Annotated in this window: 19 protein-coding genes; 14 read left to right on the top strand and 5 right to left on the bottom strand. The window is 53.5% G+C overall.

Annotation, left to right across the window (positions count from 1 at the left end; genetic code table 11):
* Positions 1–65 precede the first annotated feature (65 nt).
* On the bottom strand, positions 66–1,412 hold the full coding sequence (locus BT142_RS07020) for a GH25 family lysozyme (protein WP_072417502.1): 1,347 nt from the start codon (positions 1,410–1,412) through the stop codon (positions 66–68).
* A gap of 551 nt (positions 1,413–1,963) precedes the next feature.
* Here BT142_RS07020 and BT142_RS07015 point away from each other — a divergent pair.
* The 5 genes from BT142_RS07015 to BT142_RS06995 all read left to right on the top strand — a co-directional run bounded on the left by BT142_RS07015 (position 1,964) and on the right by BT142_RS06995 (position 5,999).
* Positions 1,964–2,743 carry an MBL fold metallo-hydrolase gene (locus BT142_RS07015; protein WP_072417501.1) on the top strand — a complete coding sequence of 260 codons (780 nt, stop codon included), beginning with the start codon at positions 1,964–1,966 and terminating at the stop codon, positions 2,741–2,743.
* A 13-nt stretch (positions 2,744–2,756) separates the two neighbouring features.
* The gene (locus BT142_RS07010) at positions 2,757–3,242 is read left to right on the top strand and encodes a 23S rRNA (pseudouridine(1915)-N(3))-methyltransferase RlmH (RefSeq protein WP_072417500.1); all 486 of its coding nucleotides are present in this window, start codon (positions 2,757–2,759) and stop codon (positions 3,240–3,242) included.
* 357 nt (positions 3,243–3,599) lie between these two features.
* Entirely contained in the window at positions 3,600–4,247 is a 648-nt protein-coding gene (locus BT142_RS07005) for a CatB-related O-acetyltransferase (RefSeq protein ID WP_072417499.1), read from the top strand.
* Positions 4,248–4,259: 12 nt separating this feature from the next.
* Entirely contained in the window at positions 4,260–5,084 is an 825-nt protein-coding gene (locus BT142_RS07000; protein ID WP_072417498.1) for a metallophosphoesterase, read from the top strand.
* A gap of 18 nt (positions 5,085–5,102) precedes the next feature.
* Entirely contained in the window at positions 5,103–5,999 is an 897-nt protein-coding gene (locus BT142_RS06995) for a hypothetical protein (protein WP_072417497.1), read from the top strand.
* Between the two features lie 86 nt (positions 6,000–6,085).
* Here the strand turns inward: BT142_RS06995 and BT142_RS06990 are convergent, their stop codons facing one another.
* The 3 genes from BT142_RS06990 to BT142_RS06980 all read right to left on the bottom strand — a co-directional run bounded on the left by BT142_RS06990 (position 6,086) and on the right by BT142_RS06980 (position 9,541).
* Positions 6,086–7,216, bottom strand: coding sequence for a hypothetical protein (locus tag BT142_RS06990; protein WP_072417496.1), 1,131 nt, complete (start codon positions 7,214–7,216; stop codon positions 6,086–6,088).
* 204 nt (positions 7,217–7,420) lie between these two features.
* Positions 7,421–8,479, bottom strand: coding sequence for a tRNA 2-thiouridine(34) synthase MnmA (gene mnmA, locus BT142_RS06985; RefSeq protein ID WP_084659369.1), 1,059 nt, complete (start codon positions 8,477–8,479; stop codon positions 7,421–7,423).
* Positions 8,480–8,674: 195 nt separating this feature from the next.
* Positions 8,675–9,541, bottom strand: a complete 867-nt coding sequence (locus BT142_RS06980) for a serine hydrolase domain-containing protein (RefSeq protein WP_072417494.1) — start codon at positions 9,539–9,541, stop codon at positions 8,675–8,677.
* A 57-nt stretch (positions 9,542–9,598) separates the two neighbouring features.
* Here BT142_RS06980 and BT142_RS06975 point away from each other — a divergent pair, with 57 nt between their 5' ends.
* The 9 genes from BT142_RS06975 to metA all read left to right on the top strand — a co-directional run bounded on the left by BT142_RS06975 (position 9,599) and on the right by metA (position 17,602).
* A complete protein-coding gene (locus BT142_RS06975) occupies positions 9,599–10,753 on the top strand; it encodes a glutamate-cysteine ligase family protein (protein WP_072417493.1) in 1,155 nt (384 codons plus the stop codon).
* A 13-nt stretch (positions 10,754–10,766) separates the two neighbouring features.
* Positions 10,767–11,525, top strand: coding sequence for a class II glutamine amidotransferase (locus tag BT142_RS06970; protein WP_072417492.1), 759 nt, complete (start codon positions 10,767–10,769; stop codon positions 11,523–11,525).
* A gap of 13 nt (positions 11,526–11,538) precedes the next feature.
* Positions 11,539–12,285, top strand: a complete 747-nt coding sequence (sufC, locus tag BT142_RS06965; RefSeq protein WP_072417491.1) for a Fe-S cluster assembly ATPase SufC — start codon at positions 11,539–11,541, stop codon at positions 12,283–12,285.
* A 4-nt stretch (positions 12,286–12,289) separates the two neighbouring features.
* Entirely contained in the window at positions 12,290–13,699 is a 1,410-nt protein-coding gene (sufB, locus tag BT142_RS06960; protein ID WP_072417490.1) for a Fe-S cluster assembly protein SufB, read from the top strand.
* Positions 13,700–13,704: 5 nt separating this feature from the next.
* On the top strand, positions 13,705–14,541 hold the full coding sequence (locus BT142_RS06955; protein WP_139182197.1) for a SufB/SufD family protein: 837 nt from the start codon (positions 13,705–13,707) through the stop codon (positions 14,539–14,541).
* Entirely contained in the window at positions 14,531–15,757 is a 1,227-nt protein-coding gene (locus BT142_RS06950; protein WP_347497645.1) for an aminotransferase class V-fold PLP-dependent enzyme, read from the top strand. The genes BT142_RS06955 and BT142_RS06950 overlap by 11 nt, the downstream gene beginning before the upstream one ends.
* Positions 15,747–16,175 carry a Fe-S cluster assembly sulfur transfer protein SufU gene (gene sufU, locus BT142_RS06945; RefSeq protein ID WP_072417487.1) on the top strand — a complete coding sequence of 143 codons (429 nt, stop codon included), beginning with the start codon at positions 15,747–15,749 and terminating at the stop codon, positions 16,173–16,175. Before BT142_RS06950 ends, sufU begins: the two co-directional genes overlap by 11 nt.
* A 1-nt stretch (position 16,176) precedes the next feature.
* Complete coding sequence (locus BT142_RS06940) at positions 16,177–16,626, top strand: RrF2 family transcriptional regulator (protein WP_072417675.1); 450 nt, start codon at positions 16,177–16,179, stop codon at positions 16,624–16,626.
* Between the two features lie 73 nt (positions 16,627–16,699).
* Positions 16,700–17,602, top strand: a complete 903-nt coding sequence (gene metA / locus BT142_RS06935) for a homoserine O-succinyltransferase (protein ID WP_072417486.1) — start codon at positions 16,700–16,702, stop codon at positions 17,600–17,602.
* A 218-nt stretch (positions 17,603–17,820) separates the two neighbouring features.
* On the opposite strand, the gene BT142_RS06930 is transcribed toward metA, so the two are convergent.
* The coding region (locus BT142_RS06930; RefSeq protein ID WP_175444925.1) for a transposase at positions 17,821–17,993 on the bottom strand (173 nt) is incomplete at its 5' end.

Below are 17,993 nucleotides of genomic sequence, written 5' to 3'. Positions count from 1 at the left end.
TTGCGCCCGCTCCCGAACGTTCCGTTTCTTTTCACGTATACGCCACATATGGTGCCGCGGTTTGGTCACTTGTACCATATATTCAGGTCAACTGCGCCGTTTATACCGTCAATAATGCCGTTTCCGCAGCGCTGCCAGAGTATGTGCGCTCCGTCATATGTGTCTGAGGAAAGGTAAGCCGCGCACCACACGGGGTACTTGTCGCGGTTGACCCAGAAGCGTTCGAGGAAGTTTTTCGAGCTGTAGAGCATGGTGCTGTAGCCGCTCTCGCGCAGACCCGCCGCGAAGGAGTCGAGCACCATTTCCATGTCGTGGATGCTGAGTTTGTAGTTTTGGAAGTTGTAGAAATCCTCCCAGTCGAAGGCTATCGGCATATCCACAGCCGTTCCGCCGAGCTTTGCCGCGACCCACTTGCCGACTCCGAACGCGTCGGCGGGGTCGGTGTCCTCGCTGTAGACGTAGATGCCGACCTTCAGCCCTGCTGCACGGGCAGCCTGTATGTTGTAGTCGTAGCACTCGTCGGTGGTGACGGTGCCGTCGGAGGAGAAGCCCATTCGCAGAATTACGAATTCACAGCCTGCGTCGCGGACCTTCTCGAAATCAATATCTCCCTGCCAGCGCGAAACGTCGATGCCGAAACTGCGGTCGGCGCCTGCATACATCTGCATGAAGTCGGAGAACTCTATCTGGTCGCCTGCGTCAACGTAGGGTTCGGGCTTGCTGTCCGAGACGTTGATGTCGAGGTCCCAGCTGATATAGTTGCCGCTGTGGTCGGTGACGGTGACGGTTATCGGGTAAACGCCCGCCGTGGAGGTGTCCACGAAGCCCGCATAGCTGAGCGTCGGCTCGGGGTCGCAGTAATCGGCGTAGCTGACAAGGCTGTTCAGGTCGAGATCCGAGCCTGTGAGGATGGTGTTTCCCGAGCCGTCCAGCAGGCAGACGGGGGGCTGAGTATCGGCGACGGTGAATTTCAGAGTGAAGCTGAATTTCTCGCCCTCGTATTCAAGCTCTATCTTCTGTTCGTGCTCGCCTGCCTTGTCGGTCTCAAGCAGGGTGTCGGGAGCGGTGAGCTTCGCGTTGGTCGTTACCGCATCGGAGAGCTTTATCTCCGCAAACTGCTCGACAGTCTTGGGATAATCGAGGGTTATCTCCTTGCGGAGCTTTTTGCGAAGAGCTTTTTTATCGTCGGTCTTGCTGTCCGCGGCAGACGAAGCCGAATCGGGAGTGACCGCAGGTTCGTCGGGGGTGCTCTCGGAGATGTCGGGCACTTCCGAGGTGTCCGTCATCGGTGTCACAGCCGCGACCGCCGATTTCTCCGTGCCGCGCTCGGGCATCGAGGACTTCTGTTCTATATCGGTGCCGCAGGCGGTGAGCAGGAGCGCAGCCGTACAGCAGGCGAGTTGTTTTTTCATATCTTCTCTCCTTTAAATGGGGTACCTTATTATTATAACACGTTTTGCGCGGATTGTAAAGCGCGAAATTTGACTTTCACCGCAGAGTGTGATATAATTTTTATAACCTCATTTTATGCGGTGCTGTCTGCGGATCTTACTGGGGGAAACCCGCCTTAGCTTCGCACGGCTTGAAGAAAGGTTCTCCCTTTGCCGTGCGTAGCTAAGTCGGCTCCCATTCCAAAGACTTTTAATATGTTGGCAGTTTGTTGTGGTCGGGAAGACAGACTCTCTCCGCTTCAAGAGAGACCATCTGATGAATACGCTCAATAATGCGTTATGCACTCATGAACGTCTTTTTGGCAATGGGCAAGCTACCTAAGAGAAGAATCACAATCTTCCCGATCTGTACAAACTAAGGAAGAAGCACCACAAGCCAAAAAGTATTAAAAGTTTTAGTGAGGGGGTTTGGGGGAAGACCCTTTTTCAAAAGGGTCTCCCTCAAGAGAGCACCCGCAGTCAGCACCACAAATTCTTATTCAAATGGAACATTTAAGAAAGAGTTGATTTTCTTGGCAAGGATATATCCGCTGTTTTCCTCCAGCAAGGGGAACTGCATTTACCTCGGGGACGCTCACGCGGGCATCATGATAGACTGCGGCGTTTCCTTCAAGCGCGCGTCTGAGGCGATGAGTGCGAACGGTCTGCCGCTTGAAGCGGTAAAGGCTGTGTTCGTGACCCATACCCACTCCGACCACGTTTCAGGGCTTAAAACGCTTGTGAAAAAGCTCGGAGTGCCGCTCTATGCGCAGGCGGACAACATCGCTTCGCTGATGAGCGGCGGCAAGCTGCCCGACGGCGCCGACTGCCGCACCCTTAACGGAAGCGTCAGCGTCGAGGGGTTTACGGTCGTGCCTTTCGTCACGCCCCACGACTGTGAGGCGAGCTGCGGTTACAGGGTGGTGTTCCCCGACGGCAAGACGGCGGCGGTCTGCACCGACCTCGGCAGAGTCACCGAGGAAGTGCGGACGGGCATCATCGGCTGCGAGCTTGTGATGATAGAGTCGAACTACGACCCCGACAGGCTGCGGACTTGCAGCTACGCGCCCTACCTCAAGCAGCGCATAGCAGGGGAGTGCGGACATCTCTCGAACCCCGACTGCGGACGTATGCTCGCGGAGCTTGCGCAGAACGGGACGCGGCATTTCGTGCTGGGGCACCTGAGTGAGGAGAGCAACACTCCCGAGCTTGCCGAGCGTTCGGCGAAGAACGCGCTTCTGCCGCTGACCTTCGGGCGTGATTATCTGCTGACGGTGGCAAAGCCCTGCGGCGGTTCGGCTATCGCATTCTGACGGGAGGGAGACTATGCTGAAAGTGACTATCGTCTGCGTCGGCAAGCTGAAAGAGGGCTACTGGCGCGACGCTGTGAGCGAATACACCAAACGGCTCGGGGCGTACTGCACCTTCTCGGTGGCGGAACTGCCCGAATCGCGGCTGCCAGACTCGCCCTCCGACAAGGAGATAGCGGCGGCGCTCGAAAAGGAAGCCTGCCTGATGGACAAGTACCTGACCGCAAAGGGCGCGTACAACATCGCCATGTGCATCGAGGGCAAGACTATCAGCTCGGAAGAGCTGTCGAAGAAACTGACCGACGCGGCTGTCGGGGGTTACTCTGCGGTGAACCTCTTCATCGGGTCGTCCTTCGGGCTCGCGGACAGGGTGAAACGCTCCTGCGGCTTCCGCCTGTCCATGTCGCCCATGACCTTCCCCCACCAGCTCGCAAGAGTGATGCTCTGCGAACAAGTCTACCGCGCTTTTTCCATCGCGGCGAACGCTAAGTACCATAAATAGCATTGGGGGAGACCCTTTTGAAAAAGGGTCTTCCCCCAAACCCCCTCACTAAAACTTTTAATACTTTTTGGCTTGTGGTGTTTCTTCCTAAATTTGTATAGGTCGGGAAGATTGTATTTCTTCTACTATATGGCTTGACCTTGCCAAAAAGACGGACGCTGGAGCGTATTCATCAGATGTTATCTCTTGAAATGTCAAGGGACTATCTACTAAAACACAACTATCGTCCAACATATTAAAAGTCTTTGGAATGGGGGCCGCCTTAGCTACGCACGGCAAGGGGAGAACCTTTCTTCAAGCCGTGCGAAGCTAAGGCGGGTTTCCCCCGGTTAATACCCGCAGAAAAAGGAGCAGAAAATGAAGAACGGTAAGACACCTGATCCGAATACCCTTTATCCGATAGAGGGGTACGAGAACGAGATATATGTCAAGCCTGCCGTGACGAGGGGGAACATTATCGTCGGGGACTTCACGTATATTGCCGACAAGGATTTTGAGAGCCATGTGACCCACCACTACGACTTCATCGGGGACAGGCTCATCATCGGGCGGTTCTGTCAGATAGCCGCTGGGGTGGAGTTCGTGATGAACGGCGCGAACCATCAGATGAACGCGGTAACGACCTTTCCTTTTTACACCCTCGAAGGCTGGAACGCCGAGCCGCCCGAACATTCCGACCTGCCGCTAAAGGGCGACACCATCATCGGCAACGACGTGTGGATAGGTCAGAATGCAACGATACTTCCGGGAGTTCACATCGGCGACGGTGCGATAATCGGGGCGTGCAGTGTGGTGGGCAGCGATGTGCCGCCTTATACCATCGTTGCAGGCGACCCTGCAAGGGAACTGCGCAGACGTTTCGACGACGAACTGACCGCTCTGCTGCTGGAGTTCCGCTGGTGGGACAGGAGCATCGAGGAGATAGACAGGCTCATCCCGATACTCACCGACTCCGATCTCGGACGGGTGAAGGAACAGCTCGGACGTATGCTCGGAAAGGGTTGACAGTACAAAAATATGGACAAGAAAACAAAGCTGAAAAAACGGCTGAAAGTCTGGGGCATAGTGCTCGCAGTGCTGTTCGTGTTCAGCGTTCTGAACAACAAGTGGCTGACCGTCAGCGAGTATGACTTTACCGACAGCCGCATAGAAAACGGGTTCACCATCGTGCAGGTGTCCGACCTGCACAACGCACGTTTCGGCAGGGGGAACCGCAGGCTCATCGAGCGGATACGTTCCCTTTCGCCCGACATCATCGCGATAACGGGCGACCTTGTGGACGGGAGCTTCACTAACGTTTCGGTGGGAGTGGACTTCTGTGAGCAGGCGGCGGCGATCTGCCCGACCTACTACGTCACGGGTAATCACGAGCACTGGCTCAGCGACGATGAGAAGCGTCAGCTGTTCGACGGGATAAGGGACAGCGGCACCGTCATCCTCGATGACGAGACGGTGACTGTCGGGATAAACGGCGACAGGGTGCAGCTCTGCGGACTGGACGACGACAGCCTCTATACCGATACCCTGCGCGACCTTTCGGCGGAGTTTGACCGCAGTATGCCCGTGATACTTCTTGCGCACGAGCCGCAGTATTTTTCGGATTACTGCACTTACTCGCCCGATCTGGTGCTGACGGGTCACGCTCACGGCGGACAGGTGCGGCTGCCCTTCATCGGCGGACTTGTCGCGCCCGATCAGGGCTTTTTCCCGAAGTACACGGAAGGGAAGTTCACTGACGGCGAGACTGCGATGATAGTCAGCCGCGGACTCGGCAACAGCGTCATCCCCGTGAGGGTGTTCGATCCGCCCGAGATCGTCAGCGTTCATGTTTCGGGTAAATAAACAACAAGGAGAAAAGAAATGAGAGACATCTACAGCCACCACAAATTCATGACCTTCAAACAACTGCGCGAATACTATGCGATGCTGAGACGCAGGCAGAAGATATGGTTCAGTCTTCCGTTCTTTTTTGCGGTGGCGGGGATACTGTTCACATCCATCTCGATGGGTGCGTCATTAACGGCGCAGTTATTCGACGGACCGATGACAGGCATCCTTGCCAACAATACCATTGATATGGCGACCTGGGTCTGCATCATGCTGTGCGTTCCTTTTCTGCCTGTGGAGCATACCGAGCGGTTTGTTGCGGCACCCGTTCTCATGGGCGCGTTCACGCTTATACCGTTCGTGCTGTTCGGCTCGGTATCGGTTGTGGCAGTGATAATGGTCTGCTACTATACCGTGGCGGCTGTACTTATGAAGCCCATCGCCGAGCAGGTGCTTTTCATGAAGCAGCTGCCCGATTTCCCGTTTCTTGAGAGGGTGGAGCTTGAGCGGATGGAGTATGAGCGTACCCTGCTTTACAGCGAGAAGGCGAATCAGACCCTCGCAAAGGACAAGATGCCGCAGAAGCCCCACGAGGAATACGACGGTTCGCAGGCTGAGGAGCTGCTCTCTCAGCTGCCTGAACGCCATCTGGAGGATTTCCACATCAAGCACGGCGAGTTCGACACTCCCGAGGACGAGTATACCGACAAGCTCTCGGGATCCGACGGCGAGGCGGAGCTCGAAATGCCCGAGTTTGACGACCCCGATGACGGATACGAGGAAGCAGTCCACAACTTCGACGCGGAGAATGAGAGATACAGAGATCTCGACGAAGCCGAGGAGGGGTTCAAAGACGCTGTCCACAAGTACGACGGCAACGAGGTCAAGGTCGATATCGCCGAGCCCGAGAAGAAGTGGAGAAGCTATTGATATTGTACAAAAAAGCAGACAGCAAAAAGCACAGCGGATATGAATCGCGCTGTGCTTTTTTTTATGCCTTGAAGATATGCGGTTTATCAGAGCGTTTCGATAGAAGATACGAAATCGCTGAGATAGCCGTTCAGCTGAGCTTCGAGAGTTCCGCGCTCTGCACCGTTCATCATCTCGTTGATGGCGGCAAGGTCGAGGGAACCCTTCGAGCTGACATAGAAACGGTAGAATGTCTCGTCGTCGAACTGAACGATGTATTCGGCGGTCAGGGTGCCGAAATCGTTCCAGAGTCTGCCCTTTGCGGCGTGTCCGTTGACCTCGCAGTCGTAGGGCTGATCCTTTGCGTAGCTTTCGATGAACTTATCGAAAATGTCGCTCCTCACAAGACCGCTCTCGTGCATCTCAACGTTGTTGCCGTCCGCCGTGAACTCGGTCTGTGCGTCGATGGTCCTGTTATATGTTGCAAAGTGAACTTCAGCCTTTGTGCCCGCGATCTCAACGACAGGGGGTATCTTTAACTTGCCGTCAACGGTCAGAAGATTTCCGTCGCTGTCGTAGATCTTATTGGTGTCGAGGACTTCTGTTCTGAGGGATTTCTGGATGGTGGTCAGCATCTCCTCGTACTTGTCCTGAGGCATATTCTCATCCATGCACGAAACGTTGACGTCGACTCTTACCTTGCCGTCGAGATAGTCCTCGCCGTAGAAGTACATCGGGCAGTCCTGAGACCTTGTGTGGCCGTTGATATAGCCCATATATTCGGTGTTCGGGATGTTCTCGTTCTTCTCCATGAACCAGTCGAGACCGTTGGTGCTGTCTACGAGCAGGTATACGTCTATCGTGCAGTAGGAATTGCTTCCGTCATCTGCCGTGAAGGAATACTTGAGTTTTACCCTTGTCTGGTCGCCGTCTTCCTCGTATTTTTCCTGTTCCCATCCCTCGAACTTCGGGACATCGAAAGAGCACTTGATGCCGAGCAGTTCGTTGGCCGCCTCTACAGACTGTACCTCGACTTCGGGTTCGGCGGGTTCTGTAGCTTCGGTCTCGGCATTGTCGGCGCTGTCCGCTGCCGATGTCTCGGCAGGCTTTTCACTGTCGGATTTAGCCGAAACGGAAGAGGTATCCTCCTTGTCCTTGCTTTCCGAGCCGCTGTCGCCGCAGGACGTCATTCCGAGGCACATCACGAGTGCCAGCACCATAGCTGCGAATTTTTTCATAAGCTCATCTCCATTTCTCCTGTAAAAAATTGATATAGTATTCTACTATATGGTAAAATTATAACATAAAAATGAAGAAATATCAACGGTTAATTCGCATAGCTTTCAGAAAGCGTATAAAACAGCACTTGTATATTATAAACAAAAACTATTGGAAATACGACAAAAAACGATTGTTTTGCGCTAAATCTTGTGCGCAGCGGTCTACATTATGACGCCGCCGCAGAGGACGGAGCCGTTTTCGGAGTAGAGGACTGCGGACTGACCGCGTGCGGCGGCGCGGACGGGCGTTCGGAATGTGAGGGAGAGGGTGCGGTCGGGGAGAAGTTCGGCTTCGGCGGGCTGGGGTGAGTGGTGGTAGCGTATCTTTGCGAGACCGCTGAAACGTTCGCCGACGGAAGGCTCCTCCATCCCCATAAAGACCGCGTCGGAACAGCGGATCTGTGACGAGTAGAGCGAGCTCTCATCGCCTATCACCACCGTGTCGGATGCGCTGTCAAGCTCCCTGACGTAAGCAGGGTAGCCGAGGGACAGCCCGAGCCCCTTGCGCTGTCCCACCGTGTAGCGGTGGATGCCGCCGTGGGTGCCGAGGACTTTGCCCGAAGTGTCCACGAAGCTGCCCTCGGGCGGGAGCGTTTCGACGTGTTCCTCGATGTAGCCGATGTAGTCGCCGTCGGGGACGAAGCATATCTCCTGTGAATCGGGCTTGTCGGCGACCGACAGACCCGCTTTTTCTGCGATGCCGCGGACTTCCTGCTTGGAAAGCCTGCCGAGGGGCATCATCGTGCGGGCGAGCTGCTGCTGTGTCAGCCGATAGAGCATATAGGTCTGGTCTTTTTCCGTGTGATCTGCCTGTCTGACCGTGAACCGACCGTTCGGCAGGCGCTCGACGCAGGCGTAGTGTCCCGTTGCGATGAGGTCAGCCTGCATGACGTCGGCAAACTCCAGCATCTTGTCCCATTTTATCGCGCGGTTGCAGATTATGCAGGGATTAGGTGTTCTGCCGCTGACATATTCGCTGACAAAGGGCTCGGTGATGTACCTGCGGAAATCCGCCTGACAGTTGACGGCGTAGTAGGGTATCCCGAGCTGTGCCGAGACCTCACGCGCATCATCTATCTCGCAGCAGCGGCTTTCTTTTCCGTCCGCCGAGACCCATGTCCGAAGGGTGACGCCTATCACGTCGTATCCTGCGAGTTTCAGCAGATACGCCGCGACAGCACTGTCCACACCGCCCGAAAGCCCGACTATTACTCTTTTCATCAACATCACCCGACTTATAAAAATAATCAAGAACTAATAAAATTATACCTTAGAAAAGCATAGCAAGTCAATAGGAAATGTTGAACAAATACTTTTAAATAAAACCTATCTACGTTGTAGGGATTCATAAAAAGTAATAAAGCCTATTGACATAGTAGGAAATATATGATACAATAGCATTAATTCATAGCGGACTTATAGGAATACACCCTGCTCCGCGATACTGTCGGTAAACTCGCGGATGATGCCGTGAAGCTCCTCGGAGCGGTCGGGCTGGTGCGAGAGATAGGCTGCGACGAGCTCCTGCTCGGGATAGACCAGACAGCGCTGACCCCACTTGCCGCACATCGCAAAGCAGTTGTCCGACACGCGGAAGAAATAACCGTAGCAGTCACCCGAACCTGTCTCAACGGCAGGCGAGACCGCACGGGAAACGGCAGCTTCAGAAATGAGCTGTTCGCCGTTCCATCTGCCTTTTTGCAGGAAGAAACGGCCGAGAAGAGTCAGCTCGTGAAGCGTGAGCCCGACACCCGTCGCACCGTAGAAATGTCCCTCGGGACTTTTTACGAAAGGCGGTTCGGGTATGCCGAGGGGCGTGAAGATACGCTCGTTCAGCACGCACATGAGGTCGCCGCCGAAAGCGTTTTCCACCGCCGCCCCCACAAGATAGGCGGGGATGTTCGAGTAGTGGAAAGCGGTGTCGGAATGGTTGGCGGGGAGCGACAGGATATGCTCCTGCCAGTTGCCGCCCTCGGGACGGAAAGGATATTTGCCCGCCGTCATCGTGAGAAAACGGCTGAAAGGCAGTCCGCGGAAAGCGGCGGATGCGAGCGGACGGACGCTCTTGTCGAGATAGTCGGCAAGGGGCAGTTCGGGAGCGAGCAGACCGTCATCACAGGCAAGCGCAAAGGCGGCGGACGTGATGGATTTCGTGACCGAATATATCGGTCGGCGGACATCATCGGCGAAGAGCCGACGGCTCGTCTCGCCGCGGTAAAACACCTCTAAGCCGTGGATGTCAAGTCCTGCGGCGGCAAGACGTTCGATAACAGTTTCAGGCATGAATGACACCTCCGTTTTAATTATAGACAAAAGTCGGCGGGATGTCAAGGAGGAAAGATGGATAATAGGCTTTTTTATAAAGGATGTTTCGGACTTGAGCGTGAGACGCTGCGTGTTGACCGCGACGGCAGACTTGCACAGACGCCGCATCCCTTCGGCGATGATGAACATATGACCCGCGACTTCTGCGAGAATCAGATCGAGCTGATAACGCCTGTCTGTCACAGTATCGATGAGGTTATGGATGAACTGGAAAAGCTCGACCACGCCGCACGTAAAAAGCTGGCGAAGATGAATGAGTCCATCTGGCTGTACAGTAATCCTCCGCACTTCGAGAACGAGGGCGACATCCCCGTTGCGAACTTCACGGGCGAGCATTCGGGAAAACGCCTGTACCGCGAACAGCTCGAACGCCGTTACGGCAAGCGCCTGATGCTCTTCTCGGGGATACATTTCAACTTCTCATTCGATGACGAGTACCTGCGCAGCATAAGCGGCGGCGAGGACTTCGGCAGATTCAGGGACGCGTTTTATCTGCGGCTCTACAAGCAGATCTCGGCGCACAGCTGGCTGCTGGTGCTGCTGACGGCTTCGAGCCCGATATGCGACGCTTCGCTGTACGAGGACGGCGCGTCGGGAGCGTTCAGAACGAGATACGCTTCTATCCGCAGCGGCGAGAGAGGCTACTGGAACTCCTTCAGACCGAAGCTGAGATTCGGCAGTCTCGATGACTTCATCGCGAGCATCAGGGAACACGTCGATAAGGGAATGCTTTTCTCCGCGAGTGAGCTTTACCTGCCCGTAAGACTGAAACCCTGCGGCGTCAACGACCTGTCGAGCTTCAAAAACGGCGTGAGCCACATCGAGCTGCGAATGTTCGATCTCGACCCCACCGAACCGCTAGGCGTGAATGAGGACGACCTGAGATTCGCGCATTTGCTGATGATGTATCTGTCGGCACAGCCCGATCTCGACTTCACGGAAGAACGTCAGGAACAGGCGGTCATCGACCATCAGAACGCTTCGCTCTATTCGCTCGAAGGTGTGACCATCGGCGGTACTCCGATACTGGAGAAGGCTTCGCAGGTGATCGGCGAAATGGAGAAGTTCTTCGAGGGGGACGAGGCGGCGCTGGCAGTGCTCGGATATGAAAAAACGAAACTGAATGATCGCTTGTGTGAAAGGATAGACCCGGGTGATATTTACGGATAAAGGATGATTTTCAATGTGCGAACTGTTAGGTTTTTCGGGGGCGGCGCCCACCGACCTTCGGCAGTATGCGGAGGTGTTTTTCAGCCACAGTGAGACTAACCCTCACGGATGGGGCATAATGTATGAGGACGGCAGCAGGCATATCGTCAAGGAGCCTGTGAAGGCTTCGGACAGCGAACTTCTTCCCGAAGTGCTCGAAGAGCTCACGCCTCAGAAAAATATGCTCGCGCACATCAGATACGCGACGATAGGTTCGATAAAGACCGAGAACTGCCACCCTTTCACGGCAGCGGATATCTCGGGCAGGACCTGGACGATGATACACAACGGAACGATATATTCGGGCGAAAGGACGTACAAATACCTGAGAGAGCAGCGGGGAGACACCGATTCAGAGAGGCTGTTTCTGGCGTTCATCGACATGATGAACGAGAAGCTCGCGTCGGGAAAACTGAGCGAGCGTGAGAGGTTCGCGGCGGTGAACGGCTTCATCACCGAGAACTCGCCGAGAAACAAGCTCAACCTGATGATCTTCGACGGCGACCTCATGTACATCCACAAGAACCTGAAAAATACACTCAGCTATAAAAAGCTCGAAAACGGACTGCTGTTTTCGACGACACCGCTTGACGGCGACGGCTGGATACCGTTCCCGATAGCGCAGGTCACGGCGTTCAGGAACGGGAAGGCCGTGTACAGGGGCACGGTCCACAAAGGGGTCTTCGTGCCGAATCTTGAATACATCACAGCACTTGATGCTATGAATATATGAAAGGACAGATACTATGTCAGAATTACTTAAAATAAACGGGCTCACGGCTTCTGCCGAGGAAAAGGAACTGCTCCACGGGGTGGAACTCACCATCGGTGAGGGAGAGACTCACGTTCTCATGGGACCGAACGGCGCGGGAAAATCGACCCTCGGTTCGGTGATAATGGGCAACCCCGAATACAAGGTCACCGACGGCAGCATCCTGTTCGACGGTAACGATATCACCGCACTCAGCGCGGATAAGCGTGCGAAACTCGGCATCTTTCTGTCGTTCCAGAACCCAATCGAGATACCGGGCATCACCCTGTCGGAGTTCCTGAGAAACGCTCTCGAACAGGTGACGGGCAAGCACCTCAAGCTGTGGGATTTCAAGAAGAAGCTCAAGGCGGCGATGGAGCTGCTGGAGATGGACACATCCTACGCCGACCGCGACCTGAACGTGGGATTCTCGGGCGGTGAGAAGAAAAAGGCTGAGATCTTGCAGCTGCTGATCCTCGAACCTAAGCTGGCGATCCTCGACGAGACCGACTCGGGTCTGGACGTGGATGCGGTCAAGACGGTCTCGAAGGGCATTGAGGAATACAGAAGCAGGACGAACGGTTCGCTGCTGGTCATCACACACAACACGAAGATCCTCGAGGCGCTGAACGTGGACAAGACCCACATTCTTGCGGCAGGCACGGTCGTTGCAGAGGGCAGCGGCGAGCTTGTGAACGAGGTCATCGAAAACGGTTTCGAGAAATATATTGTCAGGGAGTGAGCGAATGAAAGAGAAAACACAGGTAGCCGAGATCGACCGCTCGCTCTACGATTTCAGATACGATGAAAATGAGAGAGATTTTTTGGACAGTGGTATAACTCCCGAAATAATCTCCGAGATCTCCGATGAGAAAAACGACCCCGAATGGATGAGAGAATTCCGTCAGAGATCACTTGAAATTTACAACAAAACTCCGATGGTGGAATGGGGCCCGTCGATAGAGGGTCTGAACGTTGACAACATCGTGACCTACATCCGTCAGAAGAGCCGCATGAACACCGACTGGAACGACGTTCCCGACGACATCAAGCAGACCTTTGAAAAGCTCGGAATACCGCAGGCTGAGCGTGAATCGCTGGCAGGCGTCGGAGCGCAGTATGACAGCGAGCTGGTGTATCACAACGTGCGTCAGGAAGTGGCAGAGTCGGGAGTCGTCTACACCGACCTCGAAAGTGCGATGCACGATGAGCGCTATGCCGATTTAATAAAATCACATTTTATGAAGCTCGTACCGCCGACAGACCACAAGTTTGCGGCACTGCACGGAGCAGTCTGGTCGGGCGGTTCGTTTGTGTATGTACCGAAAAATGTACACTTGGATATTCCGCTCCAGTCCTATTTCAGACTCAACGCAAAGGGCGCAGGACAGTTCGAGCACACGCTGATAATCCTTGAAGAAGGCGCATATCTGCACTTTATCGAGGGATGTTCAGCTCCGAAATATTACGAAGCGGGACTTCACGCGGGCTGTGTCGAGCTGTTTGTCGGAAAGGGCGCGACGCTGCGTTATTCGACTATCGAAAACTGGTCGAAGAATATGTACAATCTGAACACAAAGCGTGCATTAGTACAAGAAAACGGACGAATAGAGTGGGTGTCGGGCAGCTTCGGTTCACACGTAAGTTATCTCTATCCTATGAGTATATTAAACGGAAGAGGAGCGAGCGCTGAGTTCACGGGAATCACTTTTGCAGGTGAGGGTCAGAATCTTGACACGGGTGCGAAAATCGTTCACAATGCTCCCGATACCTCCTCGTATATGAACACTAAGTCCATCTCGAAAAGCGGCGGGACGAGCACGTTCAGAAGTGCGGTGGTCGTAAACGAAAACGCTCACGGCAGCAAGAGCTCTGTAAGCTGCGAGTCGCTGATGCTCGACAGGATCTCGCGTTCGGACACTGTGCCTGCGATGGATATCCGCACAAAACACTGTGATATCGGGCATGAGGCGAAGATCGGACGCATCAGTGACGAGTCTGTATTCTATCTGATGTCCCGCGGTCTGAGCGAAGAGGAAGCGAAAGCGATGATCGTTCGCGGATTTGCGGACAACGTTTCAAAGGAACTTCCGCTCGAGTACGCGATGGAGATGAATAACCTTATCGGTCTTGAGATGCACGGAAGTATAGGGTGAAAATTATGCAAAACAATAAACTGAATATTTTGCCTGTGCCTACGTTTTCATGGCTCAAAGTCAATGGCGTTGAGCTTGATGTGAAAGAAAATGAAACATCAGAGAGGGCTGCGGCACGGCATGAAATAAATGCAAAAGAGGGCGAAAGCAAGAATTCGCTGATATATATTGATTCTTCGGAGAATGTAGAGGTGCAGGTCAACGCGGCTGTCGGTTCTAAGGTGAAGCTCGTTCAGATCTTCGATTCGGAAGCGAAAACGATTGCGAAAATCACTGCAAATGTTGCCGACGATGCTAATTTTGAACTTGTTCAGCTTTACCTCGGCAGAGACACCGTAAGCGAGATACTTACGGATCTGAGCGGCAGAAAATCGCAGTTTACTGCGGATATTGCGTATCTTCTTTATAACGAGGACAAGCTCGATGTCAATCTCGTTGCTGTCCAGACAGGCAGAAAGAGCAATTCGGAGATCAATGTCAAGGGCGTTCTTAACGGAAAGTCTGCGAAAACTTTTAAGGGAACGATAGATTTTCGTAACGGAGCTGTAGGCGCAAAGGGCGCTGAAAAAGAGGAAGTCCTTCTTCTGAGCGACGACGTTGTTAATAAAACGGTTCCGCTGATCCTTTGTGCAGAAGAGGATGTTGACGGAAGTCATGGCGCATCTATCGGAAGACTTGACGAAAATCAGGTCTACTATATGCAGTCTAGAGGAATTCCCGAGGAGAAAATTACTACATTACTTGCTAAGTCCAAGATCGCTCAGATCATAAAAAAGATCGGCGATGAACAGACTGAAAAACAAATTCTTGATAAACTCGGATGGGGTGATGATGATGAATAAGGCTTTACTTTCAAAGTCAAATTTTCCTGTCTTTGATGTGTATAAAGACCTCGTCTATCTCGACAATTCGGCGACTCAGCAGAAGCCGAAAAGTGTTGTAGATGCGGTGAATACCTACTATTATGAGCAGAATGCGAACCCTCTCAGAGGTCTTTACGATCTCAGCGTCAAGGCTACTGACGCGTATGAGGATTCGAGGGAGAAAGTCCGCGGTTTCATAGGTGCGAAAAGTGTTAAGGAAATAATCTTTACCCGCAACGCTTCGGAAAGCCTGAACCTTGTGGCTTACTCCTGGGGCCGTGCGAATATCATTACAGGAGACGAAATACTGGTCGCAGTTTCCGAACACCATTCCGACCTTCTCCCGTGGCAGCTGCTTGCTAAAGAGAAGGGCGCAAAGCTTAATTATCTTGAGTGTGATGAGTTCGGAGAGTACACGATTGACGCGTTCAGAGCGGCGCTCACACCAAAGACAAAGCTTTTTGCGATAGCTCAGATCTCAAACGTTTTCGGACGTGTGAACCCGATAAAGGAATTCGCGCAGATCTGCCACGAAAACGGCACTATCATCGTGTGCGACGGTGCGCAGAGCGTGCCCCACATCCCTGTGGATGTGCAGTCGCTGGACGTTGATTTCCTTGCGTTTTCGGGACACAAAATGCTTGCGCCGATGGGCATCGGCGTGCTGTACGGCAGGAAAGAGCTCCTCGAAAAAATGCCGCCGTTCCTTTCGGGCGGCGAGATGATCGAGTACGTGACCCGCGAGGGCGCGACTTACGCCGAACTGCCCCACAAGTTTGAGGCGGGTACGGTCAATGTCGGCGGTGCGGTCGGACTTGCGGCGGCCATCGATTATATAAATGAGCTCGGCTTTGATGCCATCGAACAGCGCGAAAACGAGCTGACCGAGCTTGCTTTCAATGAGATGAAGAAGATCCCCCACATTCACATCATCGGCGCCGACAATGCCGCCGACCATCACGGCATCCTGACTTTCACCATCGACGGCGTGCATCCCCACGACATCGCGGCGATCTTCGATGCCGATAATGTTGCGATCCGTGCAGGTCATCACTGCGCACAGCCGCTTCACCAGCATCTCGGCGTGCAGTCCACCACCCGTATGAGTCTCGCATTCTACAACGACGAACAGGATATCGAACGTTTTATTGCTACACTGAAAACGATAAGGAGGCGTATGGGATATGACGGATAGCTTTTACGGCGAGGTGCTTGCCGATCACAATCTGCACCCTCTGCACAGGCATGATATGCCATGTGCGACTCATGTCTGTAAGGGTCTGAACCCTACCTGCGGCGATGATATCGAGCTCCACCTCGACATCCACGACGGCATTATAACCGACGGCTCGTTCACGGGTATCGGCTGTGCCATCTCGCAGGCGAGTGCGGACATCATGCTTGAGCTGATAATCGGAAAAACTCCCGAACAGGCCAAGTACTACACAGCGCTTTTCCGCAGGATGATAAGCGGAGAGATCACCGAGGACGAGCTGGAAGAGCTTGAAGAAGCAGGCGCTTTGCAGAATGTCTCGAAGATGCCTGCCCGTGTGAAGTGCGCACTTCTCAGTTGGAATACGATGGAAAAACTGCTGGATGGGGGTGACAGTTGAAATGAAGATCTCTACTCGGGTCGAGCTCGGGATCGTGGCGCTTGCCGACATCGCCGTGAATTCCGAGAACGGGAACACGGTTTCCTCGGCAGAGATCGCCGAGCGTCAGAATATCTCACAGAAGTATCTCGAACAGATCATTCTCGGGCTTCGGCAGGGCGGTTTCGTGAAGGGTCAGAAAGGTTCTCACGGAGGATACCTTCTGTCGCGTCCTGCTGAAAAGATATTTCTCTCCGAGATCCTGAACGCTCTCGATAACAATATCCTTGCCGACACCTACGAGGCTGACGAAGCGCAGGCGAACGACATCCGTTCGTCTGTCAACAGCTGCCTCTGGGACAAAATGAATAGCTATATGCGCCGCTTTACCGAGCAGATGACCCTTGCAGACCTCATTAAGGAATACAAGGACAGTTCGGGCAGCGGCAAAACCTATATGTACTATATCTGATATCTGTTTCGGTCTGCGGGCGTCGGAGCACCGAAACACGATCCACGATCAAAAGGAAACGGAGGAAAGAGTAATGCCGATTAGGTTAAAAGAAACGTTACCGGTCATCGAAAAGCTGAAAAAGGAAAATATCTTTGCGATGACCGAAGAAAGAGCAAGCCATCAGGACATCAGAGAGCTCAAGATCGCGGTCCTTAACCTCATGCCAGACAAGGAGAATACCGAACAGCAGCTGCTTCGGCTGCTCTCCAATTCGCCGCTGCAAATCGAGGTCACGTTCATCAGGCTCGTCACCCACCAGTACAAGAACACACCGATGGGCTATCTGCTGAAAAACTACCAGCCATTCTACCAGATAGAACACAAGTATTTCGACGGTCTTATCATCACGGGTGCGCCTGTCGAGAAGCTCGAATTCGAGGACGTCGATTACTGGGGCGAGCTGTCCTCGATACTTGAATGGAGCAGGATACACGTAACATCCACTCTGCACCTCTGCTGGGCGGCTCAGGCAGGTCTGTATTATCACTACGGCGTGCCGAAGTACGAGCTTGACAAGAAACTCTCGGGCGTTTATGAGCACGTCCTGACCGATCCGACCAGCGAGCTTGTCCGCGGTTTCGACAAGAATTTCTACGCTCCCCATTCCCGCTACACGGGCATCAGGAGCGAGGATGTTCGCAAAGTCTCCGAACTGTCGGTCATCGCCGAGTCGGAGCTGACAGGTCCGTATATCATCAGCGACGGCGGCAAAAATGTCTTTGTCAACGGTCATCCCGAGTATGATCTTTACCGTCTCGCCGAAGAGTACATCCGTGACACCGACAAGGGCATCTCCCCTGAAGTCCCCGCCAACTACTTCCCCGACGACGACCCCGACAAGGAACCCGTCAGCCGCTGGATCTCCGCATCGAGCCTCCTCTTCTCCAACTGGCTCAACTATTTCGTATACCAGATCACCCCCTACGAATTCTGACCATTATGCCCGCAGCCGCCCACGCAGCTGCGGCTTTTTACGTGGGGTGAGTGCGGGTCTTGAATTGGGGGAGGAGCTGTTGCACCATCAGCACTCCCTCTCAATATCCGCACATCTAACCCGTCGAATACAATGCTTTGTAAAATAGGCATTTTCAGCGCGCACACCCCCAAGCCCTCTTCAAAAAGAGAACTCGGGGGTGTTTTGTTCTGTTGGTTTTATGCCGATTTTAGTTCAAAAAGAGATATTCCGAGTCGGTTTCCCGAGATCTTCGTAAAAAGTTTCTTTATGTTGTATGCCAGCCCGAGCAAAATGAACTCTGTTTTGATGTTGTTTTTGCCCCTGCAAAGGAATCTTCTGAAGCCATGATCTTCTTTCAGCACTCCGAACA

Source organism: Ruminococcus sp. YE71 (assembly GCF_900119155.1).
In the GTDB taxonomy this organism is placed as follows: domain Bacteria; phylum Bacillota; class Clostridia; order Oscillospirales; family Ruminococcaceae; genus YE71.
The sequence above is the reverse complement of the archived record's forward strand: the minus strand, read 5'-3'. Positions and strand labels throughout refer to the sequence as shown.

What these genes read in the sequence shown, in the direction of transcription:
- BT142_RS07020 (WP_072417502.1), bottom strand. Translation starts at nt 1,412, where the DNA reads ATGAAAAAACAACTCGCCTGCTGTACGGCTGCGCTCCTGCTCACCGCC.
- BT142_RS07010 (WP_072417500.1), top strand. Translation starts at nt 2,757, where the DNA reads ATGCTGAAAGTGACTATCGTCTGCGTCGGCAAGCTGAAAGAGGGCTAC.
- BT142_RS07005 (WP_072417499.1), top strand. Translation starts at nt 3,600, where the DNA reads ATGAAGAACGGTAAGACACCTGATCCGAATACCCTTTATCCGATAGAG.
- BT142_RS07000 (WP_072417498.1), top strand. Translation starts at nt 4,260, where the DNA reads ATGGACAAGAAAACAAAGCTGAAAAAACGGCTGAAAGTCTGGGGCATA.
- BT142_RS06995 (WP_072417497.1), top strand. Translation starts at nt 5,103, where the DNA reads ATGAGAGACATCTACAGCCACCACAAATTCATGACCTTCAAACAACTG.
- BT142_RS06990 (WP_072417496.1), bottom strand. Translation starts at nt 7,216, where the DNA reads ATGAAAAAATTCGCAGCTATGGTGCTGGCACTCGTGATGTGCCTCGGA.
- mnmA (WP_084659369.1), bottom strand. Translation starts at nt 8,479, where the DNA reads ATGAAAAGAGTAATAGTCGGGCTTTCGGGCGGTGTGGACAGTGCTGTC.
- BT142_RS06980 (WP_072417494.1), bottom strand. Translation starts at nt 9,541, where the DNA reads ATGCCTGAAACTGTTATCGAACGTCTTGCCGCCGCAGGACTTGACATC.
- BT142_RS06975 (WP_072417493.1), top strand. Translation starts at nt 9,599, where the DNA reads ATGGATAATAGGCTTTTTTATAAAGGATGTTTCGGACTTGAGCGTGAG.
- BT142_RS06970 (WP_072417492.1), top strand. Translation starts at nt 10,767, where the DNA reads ATGTGCGAACTGTTAGGTTTTTCGGGGGCGGCGCCCACCGACCTTCGG.
- sufC (WP_072417491.1), top strand. Translation starts at nt 11,539, where the DNA reads ATGTCAGAATTACTTAAAATAAACGGGCTCACGGCTTCTGCCGAGGAA.
- sufB (WP_072417490.1), top strand. Translation starts at nt 12,290, where the DNA reads ATGAAAGAGAAAACACAGGTAGCCGAGATCGACCGCTCGCTCTACGAT.
- BT142_RS06955 (WP_139182197.1), top strand. Translation starts at nt 13,705, where the DNA reads ATGCAAAACAATAAACTGAATATTTTGCCTGTGCCTACGTTTTCATGG.
- BT142_RS06950 (WP_347497645.1), top strand. Translation starts at nt 14,531, where the DNA reads ATGATGAATAAGGCTTTACTTTCAAAGTCAAATTTTCCTGTCTTTGAT.
- sufU (WP_072417487.1), top strand. Translation starts at nt 15,747, where the DNA reads ATGACGGATAGCTTTTACGGCGAGGTGCTTGCCGATCACAATCTGCAC.
- BT142_RS06940 (WP_072417675.1), top strand. Translation starts at nt 16,177, where the DNA reads ATGAAGATCTCTACTCGGGTCGAGCTCGGGATCGTGGCGCTTGCCGAC.
- metA (WP_072417486.1), top strand. Translation starts at nt 16,700, where the DNA reads ATGCCGATTAGGTTAAAAGAAACGTTACCGGTCATCGAAAAGCTGAAA.